This is a genomic window from Paenibacillus hunanensis (genome assembly GCF_014645615.1).
In the GTDB taxonomy this organism is placed as follows: domain Bacteria; phylum Bacillota; class Bacilli; order Paenibacillales; family Paenibacillaceae; genus Saccharibacillus; species Saccharibacillus hunanensis.
This window is the reverse complement of record NZ_BMMB01000006.1, coordinates 192,801-215,622: the sequence shown is the minus strand read 5'-3', so window position 1 is coordinate 215,622 and position 22,822 is coordinate 192,801. Positions and strand designations below refer to the sequence as shown.

Genomic DNA, 22,822 nt, shown 5'->3' with positions numbered 1-22,822 from the left:
GTACATTAGACTTTGATTGTGCACTAGTCAAGCTATTAGGGTATTAGCAGTGTATATACAAACTCGTATAAATGCAAGGCGCACGGAACGAAGGGAAGGAAATAAGAGGAAAGGGCGACTTTTGAGCACAGGAATCTACCATGTACTCCTAATCCGTAGATTCCTGTGTGAGACGGGAGCCCGTCCGCTTATTCCTTCCCGCAGTGATGCATCTCCCACCGCATCACTTTGCACACAAAGACAATTCCCCTACTTAACAATCCAATAAAAATGACAATTTTCAAAACCATAACGTGTTACTGTATGGTATGAATGTGTTTATGTTATACTATAAAGCAATTACTTTATGGAAGGAGGCAACAGACTTGGGAAGGCGTTAGCGATGTCCATTGATTTCTCCATTCCTGTATATTGTCTCCTTCATACGGATGCTGTACAGGATAGGCGATAACAATGCAGAATGTTCACTCGTCGGATGGGCTTGAATAGGATTGCATAGTAAATGTAGTAAAACTGTTCTTTGTATAAATCTAAATTTGTGGAGGTGAATCCCTCAATTGAGGGAAATCATTGGACCTAATAACGATCATCAATTTGTTAGTTCTAGCTGTGTTACTGGCGTTAACCGCATTCTTTGTTGCTTCGGAGTTTGCTGTCGTTAAAGTACGAGCATCACGACTGGATCAATTGATTCAAGAAGGCAATAAAAAGGCTGTCATCGCCAAAAAGGTAGCTCATGATCTGGACTACTACCTGTCTGCCTGTCAGCTTGGTATTACCGTTACAGCACTCGGTCTGGGTGCAATTGGTAAACCAGCGGTGGAGTTACTGCTCTATCCGGTATTCGACTTTTTCAACGTATCGGATTCAGCATCTTCGGTTGCTTCGTATGCAATCGCCTTTTTCCTTGTAACGTTCTTACACGTTGTCGTCGGAGAGATGGCACCAAAGACACTGGCAATTCAGTTCTCGGAGCGGATGACCTTGCTGCTTGCGCCTCCACTCTACTGGTTTGGACGTCTCATGTATCCATTCATCTGGGCATTAAACGGTGCCTCCCGACTCGTATTACGTGGATTCGGTGTTCAAGCTGCTGGTCATGAACAGGTATACTCGGAAGACGAATTGAAGATTATTATGACGCAAAGCTATGAGGGCGGCGAGATTAACGAAACCAAGCTGTCCTATATGGAAAATGTATTCTCGTTCGATGAGCGGGTAGCACGCGATATTATGATTCCACGTACACAGATGGTCGTACTGGATCAAGATATGAATTATGACGAAATTATTGAGATTCTGGATGCTAACTACTATACGCGCTATCCGGTTACGACCGATGATGATAAAGACCAGATTGTCGGTATGGTCAATGCCAAAAAAATGCTTCCTCACATGATCAATCAAACTACACGTAAGCTACAGGACTTCATTCGTCCGCTTCCTTTTATCGCTGAATCATTATCTATTCAGGAAGCGATGCTGCAAATGCAGCAAAAGCGCGTGCATATGGCGCTTGTCGTTGATGAATACGGTGGTACAGCCGGATTGCTGACAATGGAGGATGTGCTGGAGGAGCTGGTCGGTGAGATTCGAGACGAATTCGATGCTGACGAGGTGAACGATATTCGTCCGGTTGGCGAGGGTCAGTACCTGATTAATGGTCGCGTATTGCTGGACGATCTGGAGCGCCGCTTTGGTATTACCTTTGATGATCGTCATGATACAGATACGATCGGTGGTTGGATTTTGCACCATAAAGGCACGGAGATTAGCGAAGGCGATACGCTGGAGCAGCCGGAGCATGTATGGACAATTACCGAGAAGGAAGATTTGCAGATCAAATGGGTCGCACTCACATACAGCGAGGTTAGCGAGGCTCTGTAACTTCTGTAGTCTATGATCGAATATGTATCATCCTGTTCCTATCTCATAATGTAACGACTAACGTGCTATACCGACAGATTCAGCAATGCCTGCTGAGCTGTCCACTACTCACTATATGGAGGTGAATCCCTCATCTGAGGGAAATCATTGGACGGAACGATTGGATTAAACTTGTTTTTAGTGGCTGTGTTTATCGGCCTTACGGCTTTTTTCGTCGGTGCGGAATTTGCAATTTTGAAGGTACGTATGTCACGTCTGGATCAGCTGATTGCAGACGGCAATAAAAAGGCAGTCATGGCAAAAAAGGTTGCTACTGACCTGGATTACTATCTGTCTGCCTGTCAGCTCGGGATTACGATTACGGCGCTCGTACTCGGTGCGCTCGGTGAACCGACGGTTGAGCGTATTTTGCATCCGATCTTTGATCGCTTTGATATCCCCGCAGCGATCTCTACTGTGCTCTCTTATGGTATCGCGCTTGCTGTGATCACATTCTTGCACGTCGTTATCGGTGAGCTTGCACCCAAAACGCTGGCGATCCAGTTTGCTGAGCGTATGACGCTTATGCTTGCTCCTTCGCTCTATCGTTTTGGTCGTCTGATGGCGCCGGTGATTCGTTTGCTGAATGGTTCGGCTACCTTGCTACTTCGTCTATTTGGTGTAAAACCAGCTGGACATGATACGGTTCACTCTGAAGAAGAACTGAAATGGCTGGTTGAGCAGAGCTATGAGAGCGGTCAGATTAACCAGACCGAGCAGACATATTTACGCAATATTTTCGCGTTTGATGATCGTACATTACGTGAAATTATGATTCCTGCTAGCAAAGTCATTACAATCGCTGCCGATCTGCCGCAAGCAGAGCTGGTGTCCCGTTTGAGCCAGTATGAATATACACGTTATCCGGTGACTTCTGCCGCTGACAGCAATAAGCTGATTGGATTTATCCATAGCAAAGAAGTGCTGACTGCCATTGCGGCTGGACGCTCCGGTGATTTATCCGGCTTCCTGCATAAGCTGCCTCGCTTTGTAGAGACAGCGTCATTACGTGAAGTATTGCTGAGCATGCAGCAGCATCGTGTGCATATCGCGGCAATCAACGGTATCGACGGACGCATGGCAGGTCTGGTTACGATGGAGGATATTTTGGAGGAAATCGTCGGTGATATTCGTGATGAAGCAGACGATATTAAGGCGCCAACGATGTCATTTTAATATGCAGGTAGATTAAGACTAGAATGAAGCTGGAACGTATAAAGCCATTCTCTGATTCACCCTATGGTGACCGAGAATGGCTTTTTCATTTAAAAGTATTCCATACGTATAGGCTATAACAACAATTAAGACTAACATCTGGATGTTGTGTTGTGCTGTGCTCATACGATGTGTTGATGTGGTTGTAGCAGGCAGGCAATTAGAAACAAGATACGCAGACGGGTGGTTGAGCTTCTTTGCAGCTAGTATGTATAGGAGTAGGTATTCTATGTGTGAGTATCTGTATGTTGCTGTCGCAGCTGCTCGATATAGGCATGCAGCTGTTTACGATTTTTAATGATAATGACCTGTTGATGTGGTTCAAGCTCTTGTAATTTTCCTATTGTACGAGAACGTGTACGTGTAGGATAATTCCAGATCCAGCGTAAAAAAGCCCAATCGATCTTTTCAGGACAACCTTCATTCAGATCCGGGCGTGTTCGACCGTAATACTGAATCCAGCGCTTGATCGCGCGATACAGACAGACTCGCCTGGGTATATCGAGCCATATGATCAGATCGGCTCGCTGCAGTCGCAAATCAAGCGTTCTGGAATAATTGCCATCGATAATCCATTTTTTCTCCTGCCGCAAATTCGGCAACACGCTGATCCCATTCCTCGTCCTGTGTCGCCTCCCAGTTGGGCTTCCAAAAATATCGATCCAAATGAATGAGCGGTAGCTTCAATATCGGTTGTAATTGTGTAGACAAGGTCGATTTGCCAGAGCCAGAACAGCCTATAATGAGTACGCGTTGCATTGGTGGATCCCTCCATTTCATATATATGTTGCTTGATAGATCATGCTTTGTTTACCTGATTAAATTAAACACCCAGGCACCAGAAAAGGACTGCTCATGTAAGCAGTCCCATTCGGATGATCATTAATCATTTGCTAGCAGATTGAATGAATCGCTCTAACGCAAATGTACTGGTTATATTGTGATTACACGCTTCATTATCCATGCAGACATATTGACCGAGAGAAGCAAAGTTGTCTGGCGAGCTCCCCTTTTTCATTTTAACATTGAAAAAGCCCAGCTCCTGATTACGATGACAGAACATGCAAAAGCCATTTTTGTTCATCGGTGTAATCTGACCTTCCAGTCCGATCAGCTTGCCTTCATGCGGATAGACGATATACAGTCGGTTCGTCGCAATATCGATCCAGCGTAAATAGGTCGTATGCAGCCAATCGATCGTTTCCAGATTCGGCACCTTGAGCTTCTTGGTCTTAGGAAATAACTTCTGAATGTGCTGAGGCGATACCGCTGGAAAAGGAACAACATAGCGATCCAGCTGATCGACATATTGCTGTAGCTCATGCGCTGCTTCGTAACTAGATAGCTGCTCTAACAGCTCGTACTGCTCTGGCGTCAATGCTCCAAAAGCATCGACCACATTGTTCACGGCAGTATCTCGCACGGTAGCGAGTACCTTGCGGTCTGCTACGCTACGCATCGTTTTCAGTAGAAAATTAGCCTGTTTTTGAATGATGTTCAATTGATGATTATGAATAAATGGTTGCAGTATAGATGGTGTTTGCATGACATTCAGCCCCTTATTTGTATTGGATCATTCAATAAGGTGCAAAGCCGCAACAGGTCCAACATATACGTGTGAAGGGCGATCAAGCTTTACAATTTTGACCGCGCCCTACGCAAAAGCTCGCCCCGTTTAGGCTCTGCGTAAGGCGGTTCTAGCTAACGAGCAATCCAGTACGGCTGTTGCCACGGGCATAACCCCCCAGTTCATAGAGTATCCAAAGTATACCAGTAGTCCGGGCGCAGGCGCAACGGCTGGAGAGGATTTGGTGCGGTGATCGTTTATATGGGTAGTGTTTAGATCGAGCAAACAGCAAGAACTGCTTGTTGCTTGTTGCTTGTTGCTTGTTGCTTGTTGCTTGTTGCTTGTTGCTCAAATTATGTAGGCCTTCCCTCTACTTGTCCATTTTAAAATGAGCAATAATTTGTGCTGCTGCTTCATCTGGCTCGATCTGAGTCGTATTCAGCCGCATATAATAGGGCTCTGTAATTTCACCTGGTAGAGAGTTCAGTCGATACTTCTGGTGACTCTCAACGAGCTCATTGTCTGACCATTCAATATTGCGCTTGCTCGGTTTGTGGAGCAGGCGATTCTCCGTCGTATTACGACGCCGACGTTCCTCTACATCTGCTTCCAGCTCGACCCAGCATATCTCTGCTCCACGTTCTCTAAATAGACAACTGATTCCCTCGATATATTCACGTTCACTCGGCAGGTCAAATGCCCATACATAAGTAAAAATGAGTCCACTCAGCCCATTTTCACTCCGCGATGCCTCTTCAAATACCTCACGGCGAATGAGCTCAATCAGGCGCTGACCGGACGGTGAAGCATATTCAAACAAAGCCGTTACCAGCTCGATCGACATATGATTGTGGAACAGCTTCATGCCTGTACGAGCGGCTAGCTGTTGTCCGATTGTCATCTTGCCTACGGCCTGCGGACCAAATAAAATAACGAATCTCATCGTAAGCCTCTCCCTGCATATGTATATCCCTGAGTCTACGAATCCAGTACACTCAGGGTAATAGCGATCGTATTAGCTACTTGCTGCGAATCATAGTTTGTTTTCGCCATCGTGCGTATGCCTAGCCAGGCATTCATCAAATAATGAGATAGCATGGTCGCATTCAGTGTCGCATTCAATTCACCGCGCTTCTGCCCATATTCAATCAGGTAGCGAAAAAATTCTTCAATCCTCCCATAACCATCCTGCACTAATGATGCACTAAGCGGATCAAGCGTACCTAGCTCTACCCCAGTATTGACCATAAAACAGCCGATCGGTGTCTCATCATTACTCTTCTTCACATCTAAAGCCTGGCGAATGATTTCTTTCACCGATTGCTCCGCCAGAGCAGGCTTCTTCAAATGCTCGCTTTGACGCTTAATATACAGCTGGAGCGCCTGAATGAATAAGGCATGCTTATCCCCGAAAGTATCATATATACTTTTGCGATGAATGCCCATTGTATCGACTAGCTCCTGCATGGATGTTTTCTCATAGCCTTGCTCCCAGAATAGAAGCAAGGCTCGATCCAACACCTCATTAATTTCAAATTCTTTTGGTCTAGCCATTCTTCTCCCCCTATCTGTGCATTGCAGACAGCAGGCTTTGCTTCAGGTTAACCGATTGTAGGATAAATGGGAGCGCTGAGATTAAATTGATACTCCAGATCCACAATGCCAACGACCTCATTGCTATCATAAAGCTGTACCATAAATGCTGCCATTTCCTGAGCTGTATGATGCTTGGGTGAACTGAAATGATAATCATCACCTGGATGGTGCATCGATTTTTGAGCAAATTCTGTGTCTGTAATTGCTGGAGCCAGCACTTTAGCCTGAAGCTTGGCACCGCTCAGTTGAAGCTCCTTCGCTAATCCTTCTGTAAAGGCACTCACATAATATTTCGATGCCGAATAGGCAACCGAACCTATCGCGATCATATAGCCGAGCGCGGATGAGACATTAATTAGCTGTGTTCCTTCTACATTAGCATAATCTCGTACATAGAGTGTGGACAGAATCGTAAGGGCTTCAATGTTAACGCGCAGCATCATCTCAATCGTATCCAGACGATGCCCTGTTACCAATGCAGCTTCGCCAAGTCCAGCATTATTAATCCACGTCTCAATCTCGTATGCCTTCAGCTCATTATATAATGCGTACACCTGCTCCGTCGACGAAAGATCACTCTGTACAGCCTTCACATCCAGCTGCGGATGGGATTGCATAATCTGGTGCTGAAGTTGCTCCAGCTTCTCTACACGTCTGGCCACCAGAATCAGATTTTTTCCTTTTGCGGCAAATGCCAACGCACTTTCATAACCAATCCCCGAGCTAGCTCCTGTAATTACGGTGTATTTCATCGTTATCTCTCCTTTTTTAGAACGATCATTCTATAATGGGTGTAGCTTTACAAATTTGATTTCGCGATCATCATATCATTTGTAGAACGATCGGTAAAGAACTATTTTTCTAGCTTCTATTTCTATATAGGAGTCGGCTTTAACGAGGATAATACAGATTGTCTACAAATAGGATGCTTTGCAGGTCTTTATCTTATTCTGTACAGGTAATCCTAATCTGCATTAAATAGCAAACAAGCACAGCCTTTTCATGGCTGCACTTGTAATTACGTTATACCAAATAGTGTGAATCGGTGCATTTACATGTTATATGTTTGTTTAGGATTCGTGTTCCGTATGTGTATAGCGATGCGCCGCCAGACTCGACTCACGCACAATCAAGCGCGGCTCGAATTCGACACGCTCATAAGGTAAAGGGTCTGTAGACTGGATGCGTTTGAGTAGCAGCTCTGTTGCAAGTCGTCCTACCTCCGCACCCATAATCGATACCGAGCTAATCTGCGGTGTTGTAATCGTCGTCCAGAGGTTATTATCGATCCCGACTACAGCGACATCATCGGGCACCCGTACACCCAGCTCCTTGAATCGATTCACGATCCCGATCGCCACCATATCATTAACGGCATAGATCGCGTCCGGCATATGCTTGAGATTATAAAAATAATCAGCTGCCTGTCTGCCCGTTTCAAAGTTAAAGTCCTCACCAAAATAAACGAGTGAGGTATCCACATGCGGCAATGCCTGTTCATAGGCCAGATAACGTTCTTCAATCTTATCCTTTGGCGCTCCAGCATAGGCAATGCGTGTACGACCAATCTGTAGCAAATGCTCCATAACGAGTCTACCCTCGGGTCTTGCCATACCGACAATGTCGGCTTTTAGCTCTGGGCTGAGCTTTTTACTGTAGTTGATGACTGAGATCGGCAGACTGGATTGATTGATCAAATGCTCCAGAGACTTCGGATAGGCAAGTGGCATCATGACCAAGCCATCCACATGTAGCTTTTTCACCTCACGCAGTGTCTCCAGCTCCAAACGTGCATTACCGAGCATATTGATCTGCACAACACGATAGCCATGCTGCTTCGCTGCCTGTTCAACGGACCAGGCAATATCCGGAATAATCGCATTGCGGATATCCGGTACTGCGAGTGCAATCTGGCGCGTTTGACGGATTTTCAAGCTTTGAGCAGACGTGTTTGGAATAAAGCCCATTTGCTCGACAATTTCTAAAATGCGCGCTTTTGTTTTCGCGCTGATCCCATCGCTATTGTTCAATGCACGCGAAACCGTTGCAATACCTACACCGGCTTCACGCGCCACATCCTCGATCGTTACCTTCTTCTTGTCTGCCATTCTGGATGATTCTCCTTCACACCGGAAATGTTTCCGAATCAAGTTGAAATTTTCATACGTTGCTTACATTATAGCATAGAATAGATGTTCGGTAATGGAGAAATGGTTCGGTTGGGACGATGCTGGCGATGGAAATTTAATTGCACCAGAAGATGGAGATCTTCTGCTGATTGGTTACTTTTGCTAGGTGATTAGCGATTGACGATTCGATTCGATTCGGTTCGCTCCATGGCAAGATGATTAGCAATAACGATCAGGTAAATGACCAGATATAATTAGCTTCTGCCAAATATCCTATACTGCCACTATCCAGCGATCTTCGATCCATCTCCTATGGTTATATTAGCTTCGATTTTATCAGTATGGAGTAAAATACACGAAGGATACGAAGTGTTGCTTTTACACCGGATATCCGTTTGACATCCACACAAAAATATGACATGATTTATTTCGGAAACGTTTCCTGTTTTGTTTTATTATTCCGCTGGTTCAAGCATCTTCAGTCGCCGCAGTCGAGCCTTCTGCTTTATCGAGCATACTGTTTTTTGTTGTGAGATAAGGAGGAGCGTATCCGCTGTGCCGTAGCTGAACCTGCTCCAGCCATAGATGCAAACTCAATTTATAGCCGTATAGGGAGATGACTTCGATGCAAGCATTACGATGGCATGGTGTAAAGGATTTACGTGTAGAACAGATTGAAGAACCGAATGTACAAAAAGGAAAAGTAAAGATCAAGGTACAATGGTGTGGTATTTGTGGTAGTGATCTACACGAGTACGCAGCAGGCCCAATTTTCATTCCACAGGGCGGTAAGCACCCACTCACTGGTGAAGAAGCTCCTGTCGTTATGGGTCATGAGTTTTCCGGACAGGTCGTTGAGGTTGGCGAGGGTGTTACTCGTTTCAAGACTGGCGATCGCGTTGTAGTGGAGCCTATTTTTGCGTGCGGTCAGTGTACAGCCTGTAAGCAGGGCAAATACAATCTGTGCGAAAAAATGGGCTTTCTCGGACTTGCCGGCGGTGGCGGTGGCTTCTCTGAATATGTAACTGCCGACGAGCATATGGTTCACCAGATTCCGGATAGCGTATCGTTTGAACAGGGCGCACTTGTGGAGCCTTCCGCGGTAGCACTGTATGCTGTACGTCAAAGCCAGTTCAAGGTTGGTGATCGTGCAGTTGTGTTCGGCGCAGGCCCAATCGGCTTGCTTGTGATTGAAGCACTCAAGGCTTCGGGCGCATCGGATATTTATGCAGTTGAGCTGTCTGAAGAACGTCGCAGCACAGCAGAATCACTCGGTGCGATTGGCTTGAATCCAGCCGAGGTGGACGTAGTGAAGGAAATCCATCGTCTGACAGATGGTGGAGCCGATGTAGCATTTGAGGTAACCGGTGTACCGGTTGTACTGACACAGGCGATCGAATCAACAAAGCTGAGTGGACAGATTATGATCGTCAGCATTTTTGAAAAAGAAGCACCGATTCATCCGAACCGCATTGTTATGCAGGAGCGCAATATTACCGGTATTATCGGTTATCGTGATGTATTCCCAGCTGTTATTAGCCTGATGAGTCAGGGCTACTTTGCTCCTGAGAAGCTCGTTACAAAGCGTATCGGACTGAGCAGCATTGTAGAGCAGGGCTTTGAAGCACTGCTGAAGGAGAAAAATCAGGTGAAAATTCTCGTTTCGCCAAACGAGTAATACATCACTGTGGATTGGAATATGGATTGCATGGAAAGGACTATTTCGGTGCATCTGAGCTAACGAACGAGAGTAGATGTGAGTAGTGATGGAAGGCACTCATGTCCTCTACGTATTCTATTAAGGTATATTCATGATGTTATGAATGAATAGCCTGCTTACGATGGCAAATCCACACCCTATCATTCAGTCTGTCATGGACATATGATTCCAGCAGGCATCCGTCTACAATGTCTGCTGGTTACAGGTGTGATTATGCATAAGCTGTATCTGTTTCTTCATCCTCAGTAGTACCATTCAGCGCGATATATAGCTATGGCTGTATCGATGCGCTGAAAAGCCCGCGAGAGATTCTTCGCGGGCTTCTTTTTTTATATCCAGCTTACTGAGCATGCTCAAGCTGAATAGTGCTTTTAGTGTCTCTATTCCTCTTCATCGTCCAGTAACATCGTTTGCTCCTGCTCCTTCAGATTCGCCGCAAACTCCTCAAAGCTGTTCGCAATCTGACGTACATTACCCTCTAGCATTTCCTGAACCTGCTCTGGATATTCCGCTTCGGCTTCTGCATCCTCGCGCACGATCGCTTCCTCATGTTCCATCAGCAGTACAGCAGGCTGCTCGGGATGCTGACGATAATCTAGTAAATAATAATTCCCACTGCTCACACTCCAAGCAAATGGAATGATACGCTGTGGATTCGGATTCATCTCATCGACGAGCGCCTCATTGTTCGCAATAAAACGATCATCCAGCTTCGCAAAATGAATACTCCAATCGACATGGCCCTCTGCATCTGCATACTGATATTCCCGCTTCACCGCATCTTGAAGCTGATTCAAATAATCCAGTGGAAAGCAAATGCCATAATGCTTCTCAATCCGATCGATATGCTGCTCCAGACTTTGCTGCGCTTGCTCTACATGAACGGGCTCATCGGCTGGCTGAACCGTATGGGTCTGTGTATCTTCGAATTGCTCCAATACGAAGCTCCACGCCTCACGTACAGGCACTGGCGATTTATAGCTTGCTATACCGCTACCTTCCTTTGTCCATAGCGGCGGATAATACGAGAATACACGCTCAGCACCCAGCTGAGCCGACTCCTGCTGCCAGCCTTCCCAGCGAAATGTCTCATAAAACTGCTGCAAATCCCCTACAGCCAGCCAGTTGATAAAGCCAGAATACGCAAGCTCAGTCGACTCCCATTCCAGTGTATCCGGTGCAAAATAATAAATATGCCCCGTCTGACCAAATCGACCTGTATCCAGTGCAAAAAAGCCACCCGCCGCATCATATGCAACAGTCAGCATACCCGGCACTTCCGTCAATACAGGCTGATCATGCAATCCATTCCACGAACGCAAGCTACCGTAAATTCCCGGCGCTCCCGAGCCGAGCAGCTTAATCCAGCCATGATCGACGAGTACACCACCCGTTTCGTAGGCGATCGCGCCCAGATAGGAACGGGTACTCATCTGTAGTCGCTCCAGCGTCTGTCTACTCTCTTCTCGATCAACAGGTAAAATCACATATGTATGTCTGCCGCCTGTGAACAGCTGCATCAATTCATCCCAGGCATGATGTTCATGGTCAATCAGTTGATCTGCGGATAATGAATGCATAAGTCTAACCCCTTTATCGTTAATGTAATGAGCATTGGCTAATACGGGAAAGAAGCATCGCGTTTGACTATATGGACTATGATTATGTCGATTCGATATCTATAGCATAGAATCCTGCTGGATAAGTCTGGATATTCATCCTCCCAGTATACCAAAGGGGATAAATAGGAGCGAATGAACTATACCAATTCCTCACCATGACTGCACAGCTCCACCAACGAATCCGCCGCATGCAGGGCATCCTCGTAATTCAAATTACCCGAATCTGCGAGCAAAATGGGATACTCCCCATTCACAGGAGCCTGACGCATATCAAATACATAATGATAGCCGCCACCATCCATAGCGAATGAGAGCGCTCCTGGCATATAATGTGGAAATTCATACACCAAATTCATTTCGCGTAGCTCATCTATACTGAAAAATTGAAATGACCGCTCCCCCGTCTGATATTCTCCACGAGTAGACCAGCGCAACAGATCAAGGTAGCTGTCAGGCAACGGCTTTTGCGGAAAGCTCCAGTGTGTTGCATCTAGCGGTTGATACTGCTCATACAATGGAGAGGTTAGCGGGAAAGGATTCCGCTGCTGATCATGAACCAGCTTAATCTCCTCTTCGCTAAGCGCCCTATTCCAATCCCCAGCCCATTGACGCAATTGCTCCTCAGTTGCACCCTCGTTCGTTGAAAATACACGTTCAAATATCGATGCCCAGTTCATATCCGTTCTCCTTATTGGCTATCATCTGTGATTGTTCGCTCGCGTAGCACTACCGCCAGATCTATTCGATTAAAAAATAACCGAATTCACCGCTGTTCTTGCCCCTTGCAGCAAAGCTGCATACAATTCACCAGAGCAGCGATCATACTCCGCACCTTTACCATAGTCATGTGCAGAGGCAGGAGGTACATCATTCCATGATCCCATACCGCCGAACACCCAGCTTTTATAAATAGCATTGAGCAATCGCCAGGAATCATCCGTATATACAGGCGGCAGCTCAAACGCAAATTTACGAGATGGCGTACGATCATCCAGCATTTCAATCGCCGGATCGAAAAAGTTCTGCTTCCAGAAGCCTTCCCCAATCTCTTCGGCTAGCTGTCCAATCTGCCAGAGCGCCTTGCCGAGCCTTACAAACATATCACTCATCGAAATAAATTCATGCCCTGCCTGCATCGCGGGCGTATATTCATAGCCTGTATACACAACACGCCAGCGTGACTGCGAGCGTTGGCGCTCCACCTTCCAGTCAGGGCGCCACAGTAATGGACGATCGGTACCGAGTGTGGCAATCGCGCTCGGTGCACCGCCTCCCGCAAAGCCGCTTGTCTGCCATTCGGAGCCTTCCATCGCCGCGCTCACCATCATTAACCGCTGATCGCCATTCGTACGGCGCTGTTCAATCCATTCTCGCCAGCTATAGTGCGGCTGATCTCCACCCTCGGTAAAGCTCACTTCCAGTGTACTCGTCTGCTCCAGCTCCTTACTGGACGGCTCGGTGCCACTGATCAAATAGCCATTCCCAAGCGCCGTTACCAGTAGCATCTGATGAAATTCTCCATTCATTTTCCTATCCCCCATCTGCCAAAATATGCGGACACTGCATCAACATTATAGCCATCCTGTCCCTGCCACGTAGCCATCGACACCAGATCACTATCATGCCCTCGCCCGATGCGCGGCGCATCCGTTGTTGCTAGCACACCAATATAGCCGAGAATTTCCATGACCACATCACGCTCATTTTTATTGGATGGAAAAATATCCTTCCAGCGCTTCTCCAGCTTCCGAGCACTATCCGCAGGCGCGCAGCATGTAGCCTCCATCAGCATATGCTGGAGCATATTCACATCTTCCTCGGTGCAGCGCACAGGCTGTTCCAGATGAAAAAGCTTCAGATCAAGCCAGCAATACAGCAGCCAGGTCAGCCTTACGCCACCCCACTTGATCCGTTCAAAATTCAATACATTCAAATCCTCTGTAGTATATTGCTGCTGCGGATGCATCCACTCAACCTCTGGTATATGCTGCGCTGCTAGCGGCAACGACCAGCGCTCGCTCCCATCGGTATGCGCCAACAGTCGGCGCGTCAATACCCAGCTGGACAATGCACTTCGTAGATGTACCTTTCGGGTAGATAAGCTATGTAAAAATTTCTCGCTCACCTGTTCCCATGTGATCTCTTCATGTAGCGTGCGTAGCTCACTTAACAACTCATCATATGTAATCGTAATCGGATCAAACATCACACCCTGACTACGTGCATATTCAAAATCAGGCCCGGCAAACACCTTCGGCCCTGATTTCCAGCCACTGCTTTGCCAGAAGGTCTTGATTAGAATTTGTTGTGCTTTTTTATCCATATGTATCCTCCTGCTACTATAATTTATCCTTTCATGCTACAAGCTACATGTCAGGCTTATTCGGATCGAGTAAATATTCAGCAATACGCTCACCCTGTCCAAGCTCTGGACGGTTGTAGTAATATACGGTATCTGTATTGTACTCCAGTTGACGAGCAACGACATAATAGCGAGTTCCTTCAAATGATGATTCCAAACAAAATACACGTCCCATCTGCTCATGTCCATGCATGGATCGATTCAGATCTGCTCGCTCTTCTGCTGTCGCCAGTCGTATCCGTTCCACTGTGAACACCTGAGTAGGTAGCATTAAAAACTGTACCTCATGAAAGATCAGCTCTACATTGTGATAATAGCTATAATCTCGGCTACCTGCGATCACCAGCCGACCCCATTCTGTCTGACGCAACACGTAAAAATCCTCAATCTGCTCTTGTATCAGCCAGGGCTGGAGCTGATCGATCGTATACGTACAATGCTGCTCTATCCATTTTCTGAGCTGCCGTGTATCTTCATGCAATTGCCTTTGTAATGAACGGATCACTGTCTTCTCTGTAGCATCAACCATAATAACCAGTCGCTGAATCAACTTCCGCACCTGCCCAATCGCCTGTCTATTCAGAGTCATATTTAATGATTGTTGGGGATGCTCATCTAGCACCTGATCAGGAGTCTTCTCTTCCTTCACCTCGCTCAAATCCTGCTTCTCGATCATGTCCTCTAGCTGCAACAGTAATTCTTCCAATCGCGGCAGCGCCCAGACGCAAATGGTATGTGCCATACTATTACGTTCAAGAGAATCCAGCAATGCTTCCACCTTCACCCAGCTCTCGATCATCATATTCCTCCTTCTAAAATAGCGCTTTCTTGTGTTTACACAAGAATTGACGCCTGTTTAATGTATCGTTAACAATGAAGCACTATGCTGGACATGATATCTTCTCCACTTCATGTAAGCAGATATTGTTATTATTTCATACAACTCACTGTAATCAAAGGATGGTTAGTCTTATGGGAATTCATACCTACTTCCGTTCACTCGACGATCTGGAACGGATCATTCGCTGCCCGGGCAAATTCAAGTTCGAGGAGCATAGCGTCTCTGCCCATTCATGGAAAGTCGTTCAGTACGCTAAAACACTCGCTGACATTGAAGAAATGCACGGCGTATCCATCGATTGGAAAAAGCTATATGAGATCACAAGTAGCCATGACTATGGCGAAATTTTTATCGGTGATATTAAAACTCCGGTTAAGCATTCTTCCCTCGAACTGCGCTCCCTTCTGCAAAAGGTGGAAGAGGGCATGATCGAGCACTTTATTGAAGAAAATATACCCGAGGAATTCAAGCAGATCTTCCGTCATCAGCTACATGAGGGCAAGGACGATTCGACCGAAGGCTTGATTCTTGAAGTCGCTGATAAAATGGATCAGGTCTACGAAGCATTTTCTGAGCTCCAGCGCGGTAATACGGAGAAGGAATTTATCGCGATGTATCGCAACGCCATCGTCAAAATCAAAAATATTCGGCTGCACTGTGTGGACTACTTTCTGGAGCACATTTTGCCGGATATGGTTCACGAGGGCACCTTCTCTACTATCGATATTAAACGTATTACCGAGGAGGCGCTGGCCCAGTAAAAGGAGCGCGTGTGCATGAAAATCGCTATGATCACCGAAACCTTTCTTCCCTCAACAGACGGTATTGTCACACGCCTGACCGCTGTGATTCGCTGGCTCCGCAAGCAGGGACATGATGTGCTGATTATCGCTCCTGAATCCGACTTGCACGAATTTGAAGGAGCTACGATCGCAGGCATTCCGGCCTATCGCTTCTTCCTCTATCGTTCGAAAAAACTCGCTCTTCCCCTTCCCCGCATTGCCAGATTGCTCCGTGAGTTTGAGCCTGATCTGGTACACGTTGTGAACCCGGCTATACTTGGTGCTGCCGGTATTTTGTTTGGGAAAAAATGGCCTCTGGTCGCTTCCTACCATACGCATATTCCCCATTATGCGGATCATTATCGCGTCGGCTGGATGAAGCCAGTGCTGTGGTGGTATTTACGTGTACTGCATAATCAGGCACAGCTGAATCTGTGTACCTCGGATACCGTCATGCAGGAGCTGCACAGCCAGCGATTCCATCGGGTCAAGCTATGGCAACGCGGCGTAGATACCGAGCGCTTTGATCCTGCTTTCCGCAGTGAGTCGATGCGTAAACAATTAAGTGATGGCGAGCCTGAAAAGGTGCTGTTACTGTATGTGGGCCGACTCGCCGCTGAAAAGCAAATCGAGCGGATTCGTAATGTGCTGGAGCACTCGGATCGCTTTCGGCTTGCGATTGTAGGCGATGGGCCTCATCGCGCAGCGTTAGAGCAACATTTTGCTGGGACAGCTACGATATTTACTGGATTTTTGCATGGTGAAGAGTTATCCGAGGCGTATGCGTCCAGCGATATTTTTATTTTCCCATCGACAACAGAAACGTTAGGGCTTGTACTGCTAGAAGCTATGGCAGCAGGCTTGCCGATCGTAGCCGCTCAGAGTGGCCCTACACTGGAACAGGTGCAGCATCGAGTAACAGGAATGCTGTATGATCCGAAAATACCCGAATCCTTTCGTGAGCTTATGCTAGAGCTGGTCGATGAGTCCCTTCGGCATAAGCTTGGCACAGCGGCTAGACAGTCTGCGCTTCAATTAGGCTGGGATGGGCCAAGTCGACAGCTACTATCCTTTTACGATTCGTTATTACAGGAAGCTGCTAAAAAAGCCATGCCACGCAATAAGACTAGTCGCGACTCCGTCTGAGTATGAGCTTGAGCCTGGGTCTGGATTGTAGATACCCTTCAGACTGAATAGAATATACAAGGGATAGAGTCGCAATAGATTAGAATGGATGAAATATGAAGATAAGTATAACGATAAATAGCGGAGTGATATGCGGGATTTATGCATATTCACTCCGTTTTGTCATTTTGTAAATATAGTGTTGTAACCTCTGTAATTATTGAAATTTATGCATATTTACATAACAACACTTCACAACTTTCGCTGAAATGTCGATAGTAAGTTACATACATAACAAAATATAAACACAATGAACATATCAGTGTATTACAATTCGTACACGGATTGGAGGGGTCTATATGTTACACAATCGCAGAAAATCACCATTTCGATATGTATTAAAACAGCCTGTCGCCTTTGATCTATTTATTCTCAAAATGAATAACCAGCATGTCACATCCAAGCCGATCGAAGCGATGTTACTGGATCTCAGTCGTTCCGGTTGTCGCATCTCACTACCTGTAGAAATTCCAGCCAGAGATAATGAAGTCCATGTAAGCATCAGCATGCTTTTGCATGAACAGCCACTTCAAATGGAAGGCAAGCTGCAATGGCATCGGGAAGAAGCGGGACGTTTCCACTATGGTGTGCATCTGGATGTATTATCCTTTAGCCGCGATCAGCTTCTGCGTGAGCTACGTTTACTGGCGAGTAAGGATCGGATTATTATTACCTGAATGTGCTTGTATGCGTTCACCTTTCATATTAGGAAGGATGTACAAGTCAAAGCAATGGATCTGCATCCTGCCTCTGCTTCGTTCGGCACTATGCTTTATCCTTCTGTATTCCACGAAATGATACGAATGAACCAATGGCTGGCTGTTTGATGAGTTGTTTTGTGAATGAGTCTATTGGCTTGTTTGGGTAGCTTATGTAGCTTGTTTTGACAGCTTGTTTTAGGATGCTGTGTTCATGTAGGGTATGACAATTTTCTCCCTCTCGCCTTTCTGTTCGCCTCGTGTGACCATTTCTCCTCTGTATATAGCTGCACTGGCTAGATTATGCAGTCCATTCTTTCTAACATTCTTTATGAACGTTCTTTATGAAAAAGCCTCCATGATAAAAAAGGGGTTTTAAACTAGTCAATATGTGTACATTTTGCCAGTTGATTGTATAGACCTTTCTAATCGATTGTATAGATCATTCCTCTATCAGTTCATCTAACAACTTGCTATAAAATAGTGTATAGAAATTATAGAGATGTACTCATAATGGGGCATAGTAGTGCAACTAATGTAATTGCATATTTATTTGTATTTTAAGGCTATGTCTTTCATAATATACATATCGTTATTTCGTAGTAAGTATGACCTTAGCATAGGCTGAATGGAGTCATATAGATCGGTGGATACGATTCATGCTCGATGCGCTACGGAAGACTTCTCAATTGGATGGATAATTGGAATAGGAGGCTATACATATGGATACAACTCAAAACAAAGTAGCAATCATTACCGGTGGAGCGAGCGGTCTTGGATTAGCGACAGCGCTCAAGCTAGCTGAGGCTGGAGTGAATTCAACCATCGTAGATATTTCGGAACAAGCAGGACTTGCCGCAGTCGCTCAGCTGGAAGCCAAAGGCGTGAAGGCACTATTTGTACGAGCCGATGTGAGCAAGGCTGAGGATGTGAAGCGCTATGTTGATGAGACGGTAGCTACATTTGGCAAAATCGATATGTTTTTCAATAACGCCGGAATTTCTGGTCCTGGTACCAAATTCGCCGATAATACGATCGAACAGATTGAGCAGGTGATCGGTATTAATTTGCTCGGTGGTCTGTACGGTTTGAAATATGTACTAGAGGTTATGCTGCAAAACGGTGGCGGTGCGATCGTGAACACCTCCTCTACAGCAGGTCTGGTCGGTCAGGCTACAGTGGGCTCGTATTCTGCAACCAAGCATGGTTTGATTGGTATCACCAAAACGATTGCAGTCGAATACGCAGCTCAAAATATCCGTATTAACGCCATCGCTCCCGGTACAACCGAAACGCCAATGGTGAAGCAATATCGTCAGGACAATCCAGAAACCTTCCAGGCCGTCGAAGCCGCCATTCCTCAGCGCCGTCTCGGTCAACCCGAAGAGATCGCTGATCTGGTCGCTTTCCTGCTAAGCGAGCGTGCAAGCTATATTAATGGTGTCGTTGTGCCGATCGATGGAGGCTTTACGGCGCAGTAATAATGATCGTCGGGTAGATTGCGAATGGATTTATTTTGTGCGAAGCATTGGGGCTTGGGTAATGGAATAGTGTGTAGGGAATTTTGCATATTAAAGGTTCTAAAACATGTTACTCAACATGAATATCATACGAGGCTAAATATGCAATAGCTGAACATGCAGAATGAGATTAAACCTTGCGATCCAATCTAATTTGTCCTGATTTACTCCATGTATTTATGTCTTTATGTCTTTATGTCTTTATGTCTTTATTTCTCGATATCTCAACAATATCTTCAAATCCTCCCTGGCAAAATGATTATCATTATAGCTAGGGAGGATTTATATTTATAAATAGGTGCATTAATCCTAAACATAAACTGAATTATGCAGAAATATGCCATACCATTTCAACAAAAAAAGACTTCTGCTCTCCTGCCTTTGTTTCAGCAGTCCAGACAAAAGTCTTGTTCTTTTATTATCCTCTTACTCTAACCTGTTGCTTCGAACGCTCATGATCTTGAAATGCGCGAATGAATCGTGCTGGATCATGCCGAATTGTATATGAAAATACACCTTTGCTCGTATGCAGGTAGAACAATCCTTCTCCAGCACCGAGTCTGCGATAGGACATATCGAAAACGTCCATCAGAGGAAACTCACGACGATGGGTGATGAGCCGATCCTCATATAGCACCATCTCACGTTCGTCAGTTAAATACTGCTGTCCAGTGCTATTCAGTTTGCGCTCAATTTTGTAATATGGCTGTACAGCAATCGGCTTCACATACATCCCCGCCCTCTTCAAGAAATCGTATTCGGTCTCTTAAACTGATATTGGATCATGACATTTACACACCATTGCCGCAATGAATACTATTAATATCGACAAAAGCGCATTATTTATAATGTCTACTTACCCAAAAAGATGCCAAAAATTTCAGATTTCTTGATTCAATTTCAAAAATAATAAAATTAGAGGGAATGTGAGCCTGTAATCTGCCAGCTACCAATCATGTTGTCTCTCTAGCAATCAGCTCATATTCCAATCGCTTCGGCTCCATATGCTCACGTCCCAGCACTTCCCATAATCGATAAAAAGCATGCACTGCCTGATCGCCAATCGGATTACGGATCGTAGTAATGCCCAGCGCGCGTGATAGCTCGCTATCGTCAAACCCTACAATCGCTAGCTGCTCTGGCACACGTAGTCCCTGTCGTCGCGCTTCTGACAGCATGCCAATCGCTACATAATCATTCGCACATAATACAGCCTCTGGTAGCTCTCCCTCAGCCATAAGCTTGTGTACCATCTGCTCTCCATTCGCGCTCGTAAATACCGAATAATGATACCAATCCTGCCTTATCGGCAGTCCCTGACTTTCCATAAAGCGCTCATAAGCTTCGCGGCGGCTACGCGTATTCAGACTGTCTGACCGACCAAACATATTAGCAATACGCGTATAGCCGCGTGCTACTAGATGCTCTAACACAAGCGTATAGCCCATCCCCTGATCCATCGCAATTGATGGAATCTCATCATTGCCCATCCGTTGCCACGATACGATGGGTCCATACTGGCAGTAGGTTTTTAGCATTTTCGGATCGTTCACACAGGTGATAATGACCAGCCCATCCACTCGTTTACTACGTAAATCCTCAAATGCACGCAGCTCACTCGCTTTATCCTCACGTGTCGTATAAATGATCGTCTGAAAGCCATAATCCATCGCAATATCAATAAATCGCTCCAAAAATGCTAGCACGACCTCGCTTGTATTCGCCATTACCATACCGATTTGCTTTGTTTGTCCGGTCGATAATGAGACTGCATTACGGTTCGGAATATAGTTAAGCTGCTCCATAATCGCTGTAATCTTCTCTCTTGCCTCATCGCTCACATGAGGAGAATGATTAATGACGCGTGAGACGGTTGCTCTGGAGTAGCCTGATAATTTTATAATTTGATCAAACTTGGACATTGCTCAATCTCCTTTAATTATTGCTATCACGCCTATTGTGAAATACGTCCACTTGGTGAGGTGTCACAATCTATGTTCAGCGTATTTCACAGGTCATTTTTATTTTACCGCAAAATGATACTTGACATGTAACCCGTTACAACGATTACGCTTTTTATGCGGTGCTGCTAATTAGTGTAGCACAAAAAACAGACCATGAATGGAGTGCTGAGCATGAGTAACTCTCACAATAATGTACTGAATTTCCCGGATGGCTTTCTATGGGGTGGCGCGATTGCAGCCAACCAGGCAGAAGGCGCATTTGATCAATATGGTAAAGGCTGGTCTACCCAGGATGTCGCGCCTAAGGGCGTTATGGGGCCGATTACTGAAACTCCAACAGAAGACAATATGAAGCTGGTGGGTATTGATTTTTATCATCGTTACAAAGAAGATGTGAAGCTGTTTGCAGAGATGGGCTTCAAGGTGTTCCGTACTTCGATCGCCTGGTCGCGTATTTTCCCAAAAGGGGATGAAACCGAACCGAATGAAGAAGGCTTACAGTTCTACGATGATCTATTTGATGAGTGTCTGAAATATGGTATTCAGCCGCTTGTTACTCTTTCCCACTATGAGACACCACTGCATCTATCCAAAGAATACGATGGCTGGGTCAATCGTAAGCTGATCGGCTTCTATGCACGCTACGCGGAAACGGTATTCCGTCGCTATAAGGATAAAGTAAAATACTGGCTCACATTCAACGAGATCAACTCGATTTTGGAAGCACCATTTATGAGCGGCGGTATTTACACTCCGAAGGATAAACTGAGCAAGCAGGATCTGTATCAAGCGATTCACCACGAGCTGGTAGCCAGTGCAACAGCAGTGAAGCTGTGTCACGAGATCATTCCAGATGCACAGATTGGTTGTATGATTCTGAGTATGCCAACTTATCCGCTTACGCCGAACCCGGATGATGTGATTGCGGCCATGCAGGCAGAGCATAAAAACTATTTCTTCGGCGATGTACATGTACGTGGACGCTACCCTGGCTACATGAAGCGTTACTTCCGTGAGCACGGTATTGAGATCAAAATGGAAGCTGGCGACGAGGAAACGCTGCTGCATACGGTAGACTTTATCTCATTTAGCTACTATGTCAGCATTTGTGAAACGGCTGATCCTTCCCAAAAAGAAGAAGGACAGGGCAATCTGTTCAGCGGCGTGCCTAACCCTTATCTGCAAGCAAGCGAATGGGGCTGGCAGATCGATCCACAGGGACTGCGTTATGTACTCAATATGTTTTATGATCGCTATCAAAAACCGCTCTTTATCGTTGAAAATGGACTGGGTGCCGTCGATGAGCTGGTAACCGGCCCGGATGGCGAGAAAACAGTCGAAGACGATTATCGTATCCAATATTTGAACGACCATCTGGTGCAGGTTGCTGAAGCGGTAGAAGATGGCGTTGAAGTGATGGGCTTTACATCTTGGGGCTGTATCGACGTTGTCAGTGCGTCCTCTGCCCAGCTGAAAAAGCGCTACGGCTACATCTACGTTGACCGTCATGATGACGGATCAGGCACACTGGAGCGTTATCGCAAAAAGTCATTCCACTGGTATAAAGAAGTGATCAGCACCAACGGTCGTAGCCTGAAGCGTTAATACGATGTGCTAATACTATGATATGATCGGAAGCTAATTAGCATGGGTGCATTGTGATTGCAGTTAATCAGAGCTACCGATTATCCATAC

The 22,822-nt window shown here is 45.8% G+C and carries 22 protein-coding genes; 8 read left to right on the top strand and 14 right to left on the bottom strand.

What is annotated here, in order from left to right:
* Positions 1–570: 570 nt before the first annotated feature.
* Both IEX62_RS14520 and IEX62_RS14515 read left to right on the top strand, forming a co-directional pair.
* Positions 571–1,887 carry a hemolysin family protein gene (locus IEX62_RS14520; protein WP_188776258.1) on the top strand — a complete coding sequence of 439 codons (1,317 nt, stop codon included), beginning with the start codon at positions 571–573 and terminating at the stop codon, positions 1,885–1,887.
* A gap of 147 nt (positions 1,888–2,034) precedes the next feature.
* On the top strand, positions 2,035–3,102 hold the full coding sequence (locus tag IEX62_RS14515; RefSeq protein ID WP_188776257.1) for a hemolysin family protein: 1,068 nt from the start codon (positions 2,035–2,037) through the stop codon (positions 3,100–3,102).
* Positions 3,103–3,368: 266 nt separating this feature from the next.
* Here the strand turns inward: IEX62_RS14515 and IEX62_RS14510 are convergent, their stop codons facing one another.
* The 7 genes from IEX62_RS14510 to IEX62_RS14485 form a co-directional block, all read right to left on the bottom strand.
* Entirely contained in the window at positions 3,369–3,746 is a 378-nt protein-coding gene (locus tag IEX62_RS14510) for a P-loop NTPase family protein (protein WP_229685803.1), read from the bottom strand.
* Entirely contained in the window at positions 3,682–3,900 is a 219-nt protein-coding gene (locus tag IEX62_RS23810) for a P-loop NTPase family protein (RefSeq protein ID WP_229685801.1), read from the bottom strand. The genes IEX62_RS14510 and IEX62_RS23810 overlap by 65 nt, the downstream gene beginning before the upstream one ends.
* Before the next feature lie 127 nt (positions 3,901–4,027).
* Positions 4,028–4,672, bottom strand: a complete 645-nt coding sequence (locus IEX62_RS14505; RefSeq protein WP_373289146.1) for a FusB/FusC family EF-G-binding protein — start codon at positions 4,670–4,672, stop codon at positions 4,028–4,030.
* 406 nt (positions 4,673–5,078) lie between these two features.
* Positions 5,079–5,651 carry an AAA family ATPase gene (locus tag IEX62_RS14500; protein ID WP_188776255.1) on the bottom strand — a complete coding sequence of 191 codons (573 nt, stop codon included), beginning with the start codon at positions 5,649–5,651 and terminating at the stop codon, positions 5,079–5,081.
* Between the two features lie 35 nt (positions 5,652–5,686).
* Complete coding sequence (locus IEX62_RS14495; protein ID WP_188776254.1) at positions 5,687–6,262, bottom strand: TetR/AcrR family transcriptional regulator; 576 nt, start codon at positions 6,260–6,262, stop codon at positions 5,687–5,689.
* A 47-nt stretch (positions 6,263–6,309) separates the two neighbouring features.
* Positions 6,310–7,056 carry an SDR family NAD(P)-dependent oxidoreductase gene (locus IEX62_RS14490; protein WP_188776253.1) on the bottom strand — a complete coding sequence of 249 codons (747 nt, stop codon included), beginning with the start codon at positions 7,054–7,056 and terminating at the stop codon, positions 6,310–6,312.
* A 318-nt stretch (positions 7,057–7,374) separates the two neighbouring features.
* Positions 7,375–8,412 carry a LacI family DNA-binding transcriptional regulator gene (locus IEX62_RS14485; RefSeq protein ID WP_188776252.1) on the bottom strand — a complete coding sequence of 346 codons (1,038 nt, stop codon included), beginning with the start codon at positions 8,410–8,412 and terminating at the stop codon, positions 7,375–7,377.
* 646 nt (positions 8,413–9,058) lie between these two features.
* On the opposite strand from IEX62_RS14485, the gene IEX62_RS14480 reads away from it, so the two are divergent.
* A complete protein-coding gene (locus tag IEX62_RS14480) occupies positions 9,059–10,111 on the top strand; it encodes a 2,3-butanediol dehydrogenase (protein ID WP_188776251.1) in 1,053 nt (350 codons plus the stop codon).
* 422 nt (positions 10,112–10,533) lie between these two features.
* Here IEX62_RS14480 and IEX62_RS24020 read toward each other — a convergent pair whose 3' ends face one another.
* From IEX62_RS24020 to IEX62_RS14450, 5 genes are all read right to left on the bottom strand, one after another.
* Complete coding sequence (locus IEX62_RS24020) at positions 10,534–11,733, bottom strand: DUF2625 family protein (protein ID WP_308422647.1); 1,200 nt, start codon at positions 11,731–11,733, stop codon at positions 10,534–10,536.
* Between the two features lie 179 nt (positions 11,734–11,912).
* A complete protein-coding gene (locus IEX62_RS14465) occupies positions 11,913–12,452 on the bottom strand; it encodes an SMI1/KNR4 family protein (protein ID WP_188776250.1) in 540 nt (179 codons plus the stop codon).
* 69 nt (positions 12,453–12,521) lie between these two features.
* Positions 12,522–13,301 (bottom strand): hypothetical protein, encoded by a 780-nt coding sequence (locus IEX62_RS14460; RefSeq protein ID WP_188776249.1) that lies wholly within the window; start codon positions 13,299–13,301, stop codon positions 12,522–12,524.
* Positions 13,298–14,098 carry a hypothetical protein gene (locus IEX62_RS14455; protein ID WP_188776248.1) on the bottom strand — a complete coding sequence of 267 codons (801 nt, stop codon included), beginning with the start codon at positions 14,096–14,098 and terminating at the stop codon, positions 13,298–13,300. Before IEX62_RS14455 ends, IEX62_RS14460 begins: the two co-directional genes overlap by 4 nt.
* A gap of 43 nt (positions 14,099–14,141) precedes the next feature.
* A complete protein-coding gene (locus IEX62_RS14450) occupies positions 14,142–14,939 on the bottom strand; it encodes a hypothetical protein (protein WP_188776247.1) in 798 nt (265 codons plus the stop codon).
* 170 nt (positions 14,940–15,109) lie between these two features.
* Here IEX62_RS14450 and IEX62_RS14445 point away from each other — a divergent pair, with 170 nt between their 5' ends.
* The 4 genes from IEX62_RS14445 to IEX62_RS14430 all read left to right on the top strand — a co-directional run bounded on the left by IEX62_RS14445 (position 15,110) and on the right by IEX62_RS14430 (position 19,124).
* Complete coding sequence (locus IEX62_RS14445; RefSeq protein ID WP_188776246.1) at positions 15,110–15,739, top strand: YfbR-like 5'-deoxynucleotidase; 630 nt, start codon at positions 15,110–15,112, stop codon at positions 15,737–15,739.
* Positions 15,740–15,754: 15 nt separating this feature from the next.
* On the top strand, positions 15,755–16,906 hold the full coding sequence (locus IEX62_RS14440; protein ID WP_188776245.1) for a glycosyltransferase family 4 protein: 1,152 nt from the start codon (positions 15,755–15,757) through the stop codon (positions 16,904–16,906).
* 338 nt (positions 16,907–17,244) lie between these two features.
* On the top strand, positions 17,245–17,622 hold the full coding sequence (locus tag IEX62_RS14435) for a PilZ domain-containing protein (RefSeq protein WP_188776244.1): 378 nt from the start codon (positions 17,245–17,247) through the stop codon (positions 17,620–17,622).
* A gap of 743 nt (positions 17,623–18,365) precedes the next feature.
* Positions 18,366–19,124 (top strand): SDR family NAD(P)-dependent oxidoreductase, encoded by a 759-nt coding sequence (locus IEX62_RS14430; RefSeq protein WP_188776243.1) that lies wholly within the window; start codon positions 18,366–18,368, stop codon positions 19,122–19,124.
* A 457-nt stretch (positions 19,125–19,581) separates the two neighbouring features.
* Here IEX62_RS14430 and IEX62_RS14425 read toward each other — a convergent pair whose 3' ends face one another.
* On the bottom strand, positions 19,582–19,890 hold the full coding sequence (locus IEX62_RS14425; RefSeq protein ID WP_188776242.1) for a hypothetical protein: 309 nt from the start codon (positions 19,888–19,890) through the stop codon (positions 19,582–19,584).
* A 226-nt stretch (positions 19,891–20,116) separates the two neighbouring features.
* Entirely contained in the window at positions 20,117–21,085 is a 969-nt protein-coding gene (locus IEX62_RS14420) for a LacI family DNA-binding transcriptional regulator (RefSeq protein WP_188776241.1), read from the bottom strand.
* A 213-nt stretch (positions 21,086–21,298) separates the two neighbouring features.
* Here IEX62_RS14420 and IEX62_RS14415 point away from each other — a divergent pair, with 213 nt between their 5' ends.
* Positions 21,299–22,732, top strand: coding sequence for a glycoside hydrolase family 1 protein (locus IEX62_RS14415; protein WP_188776240.1), 1,434 nt, complete (start codon positions 21,299–21,301; stop codon positions 22,730–22,732).
* Positions 22,733–22,822: the final 90 nt, after the last annotated feature.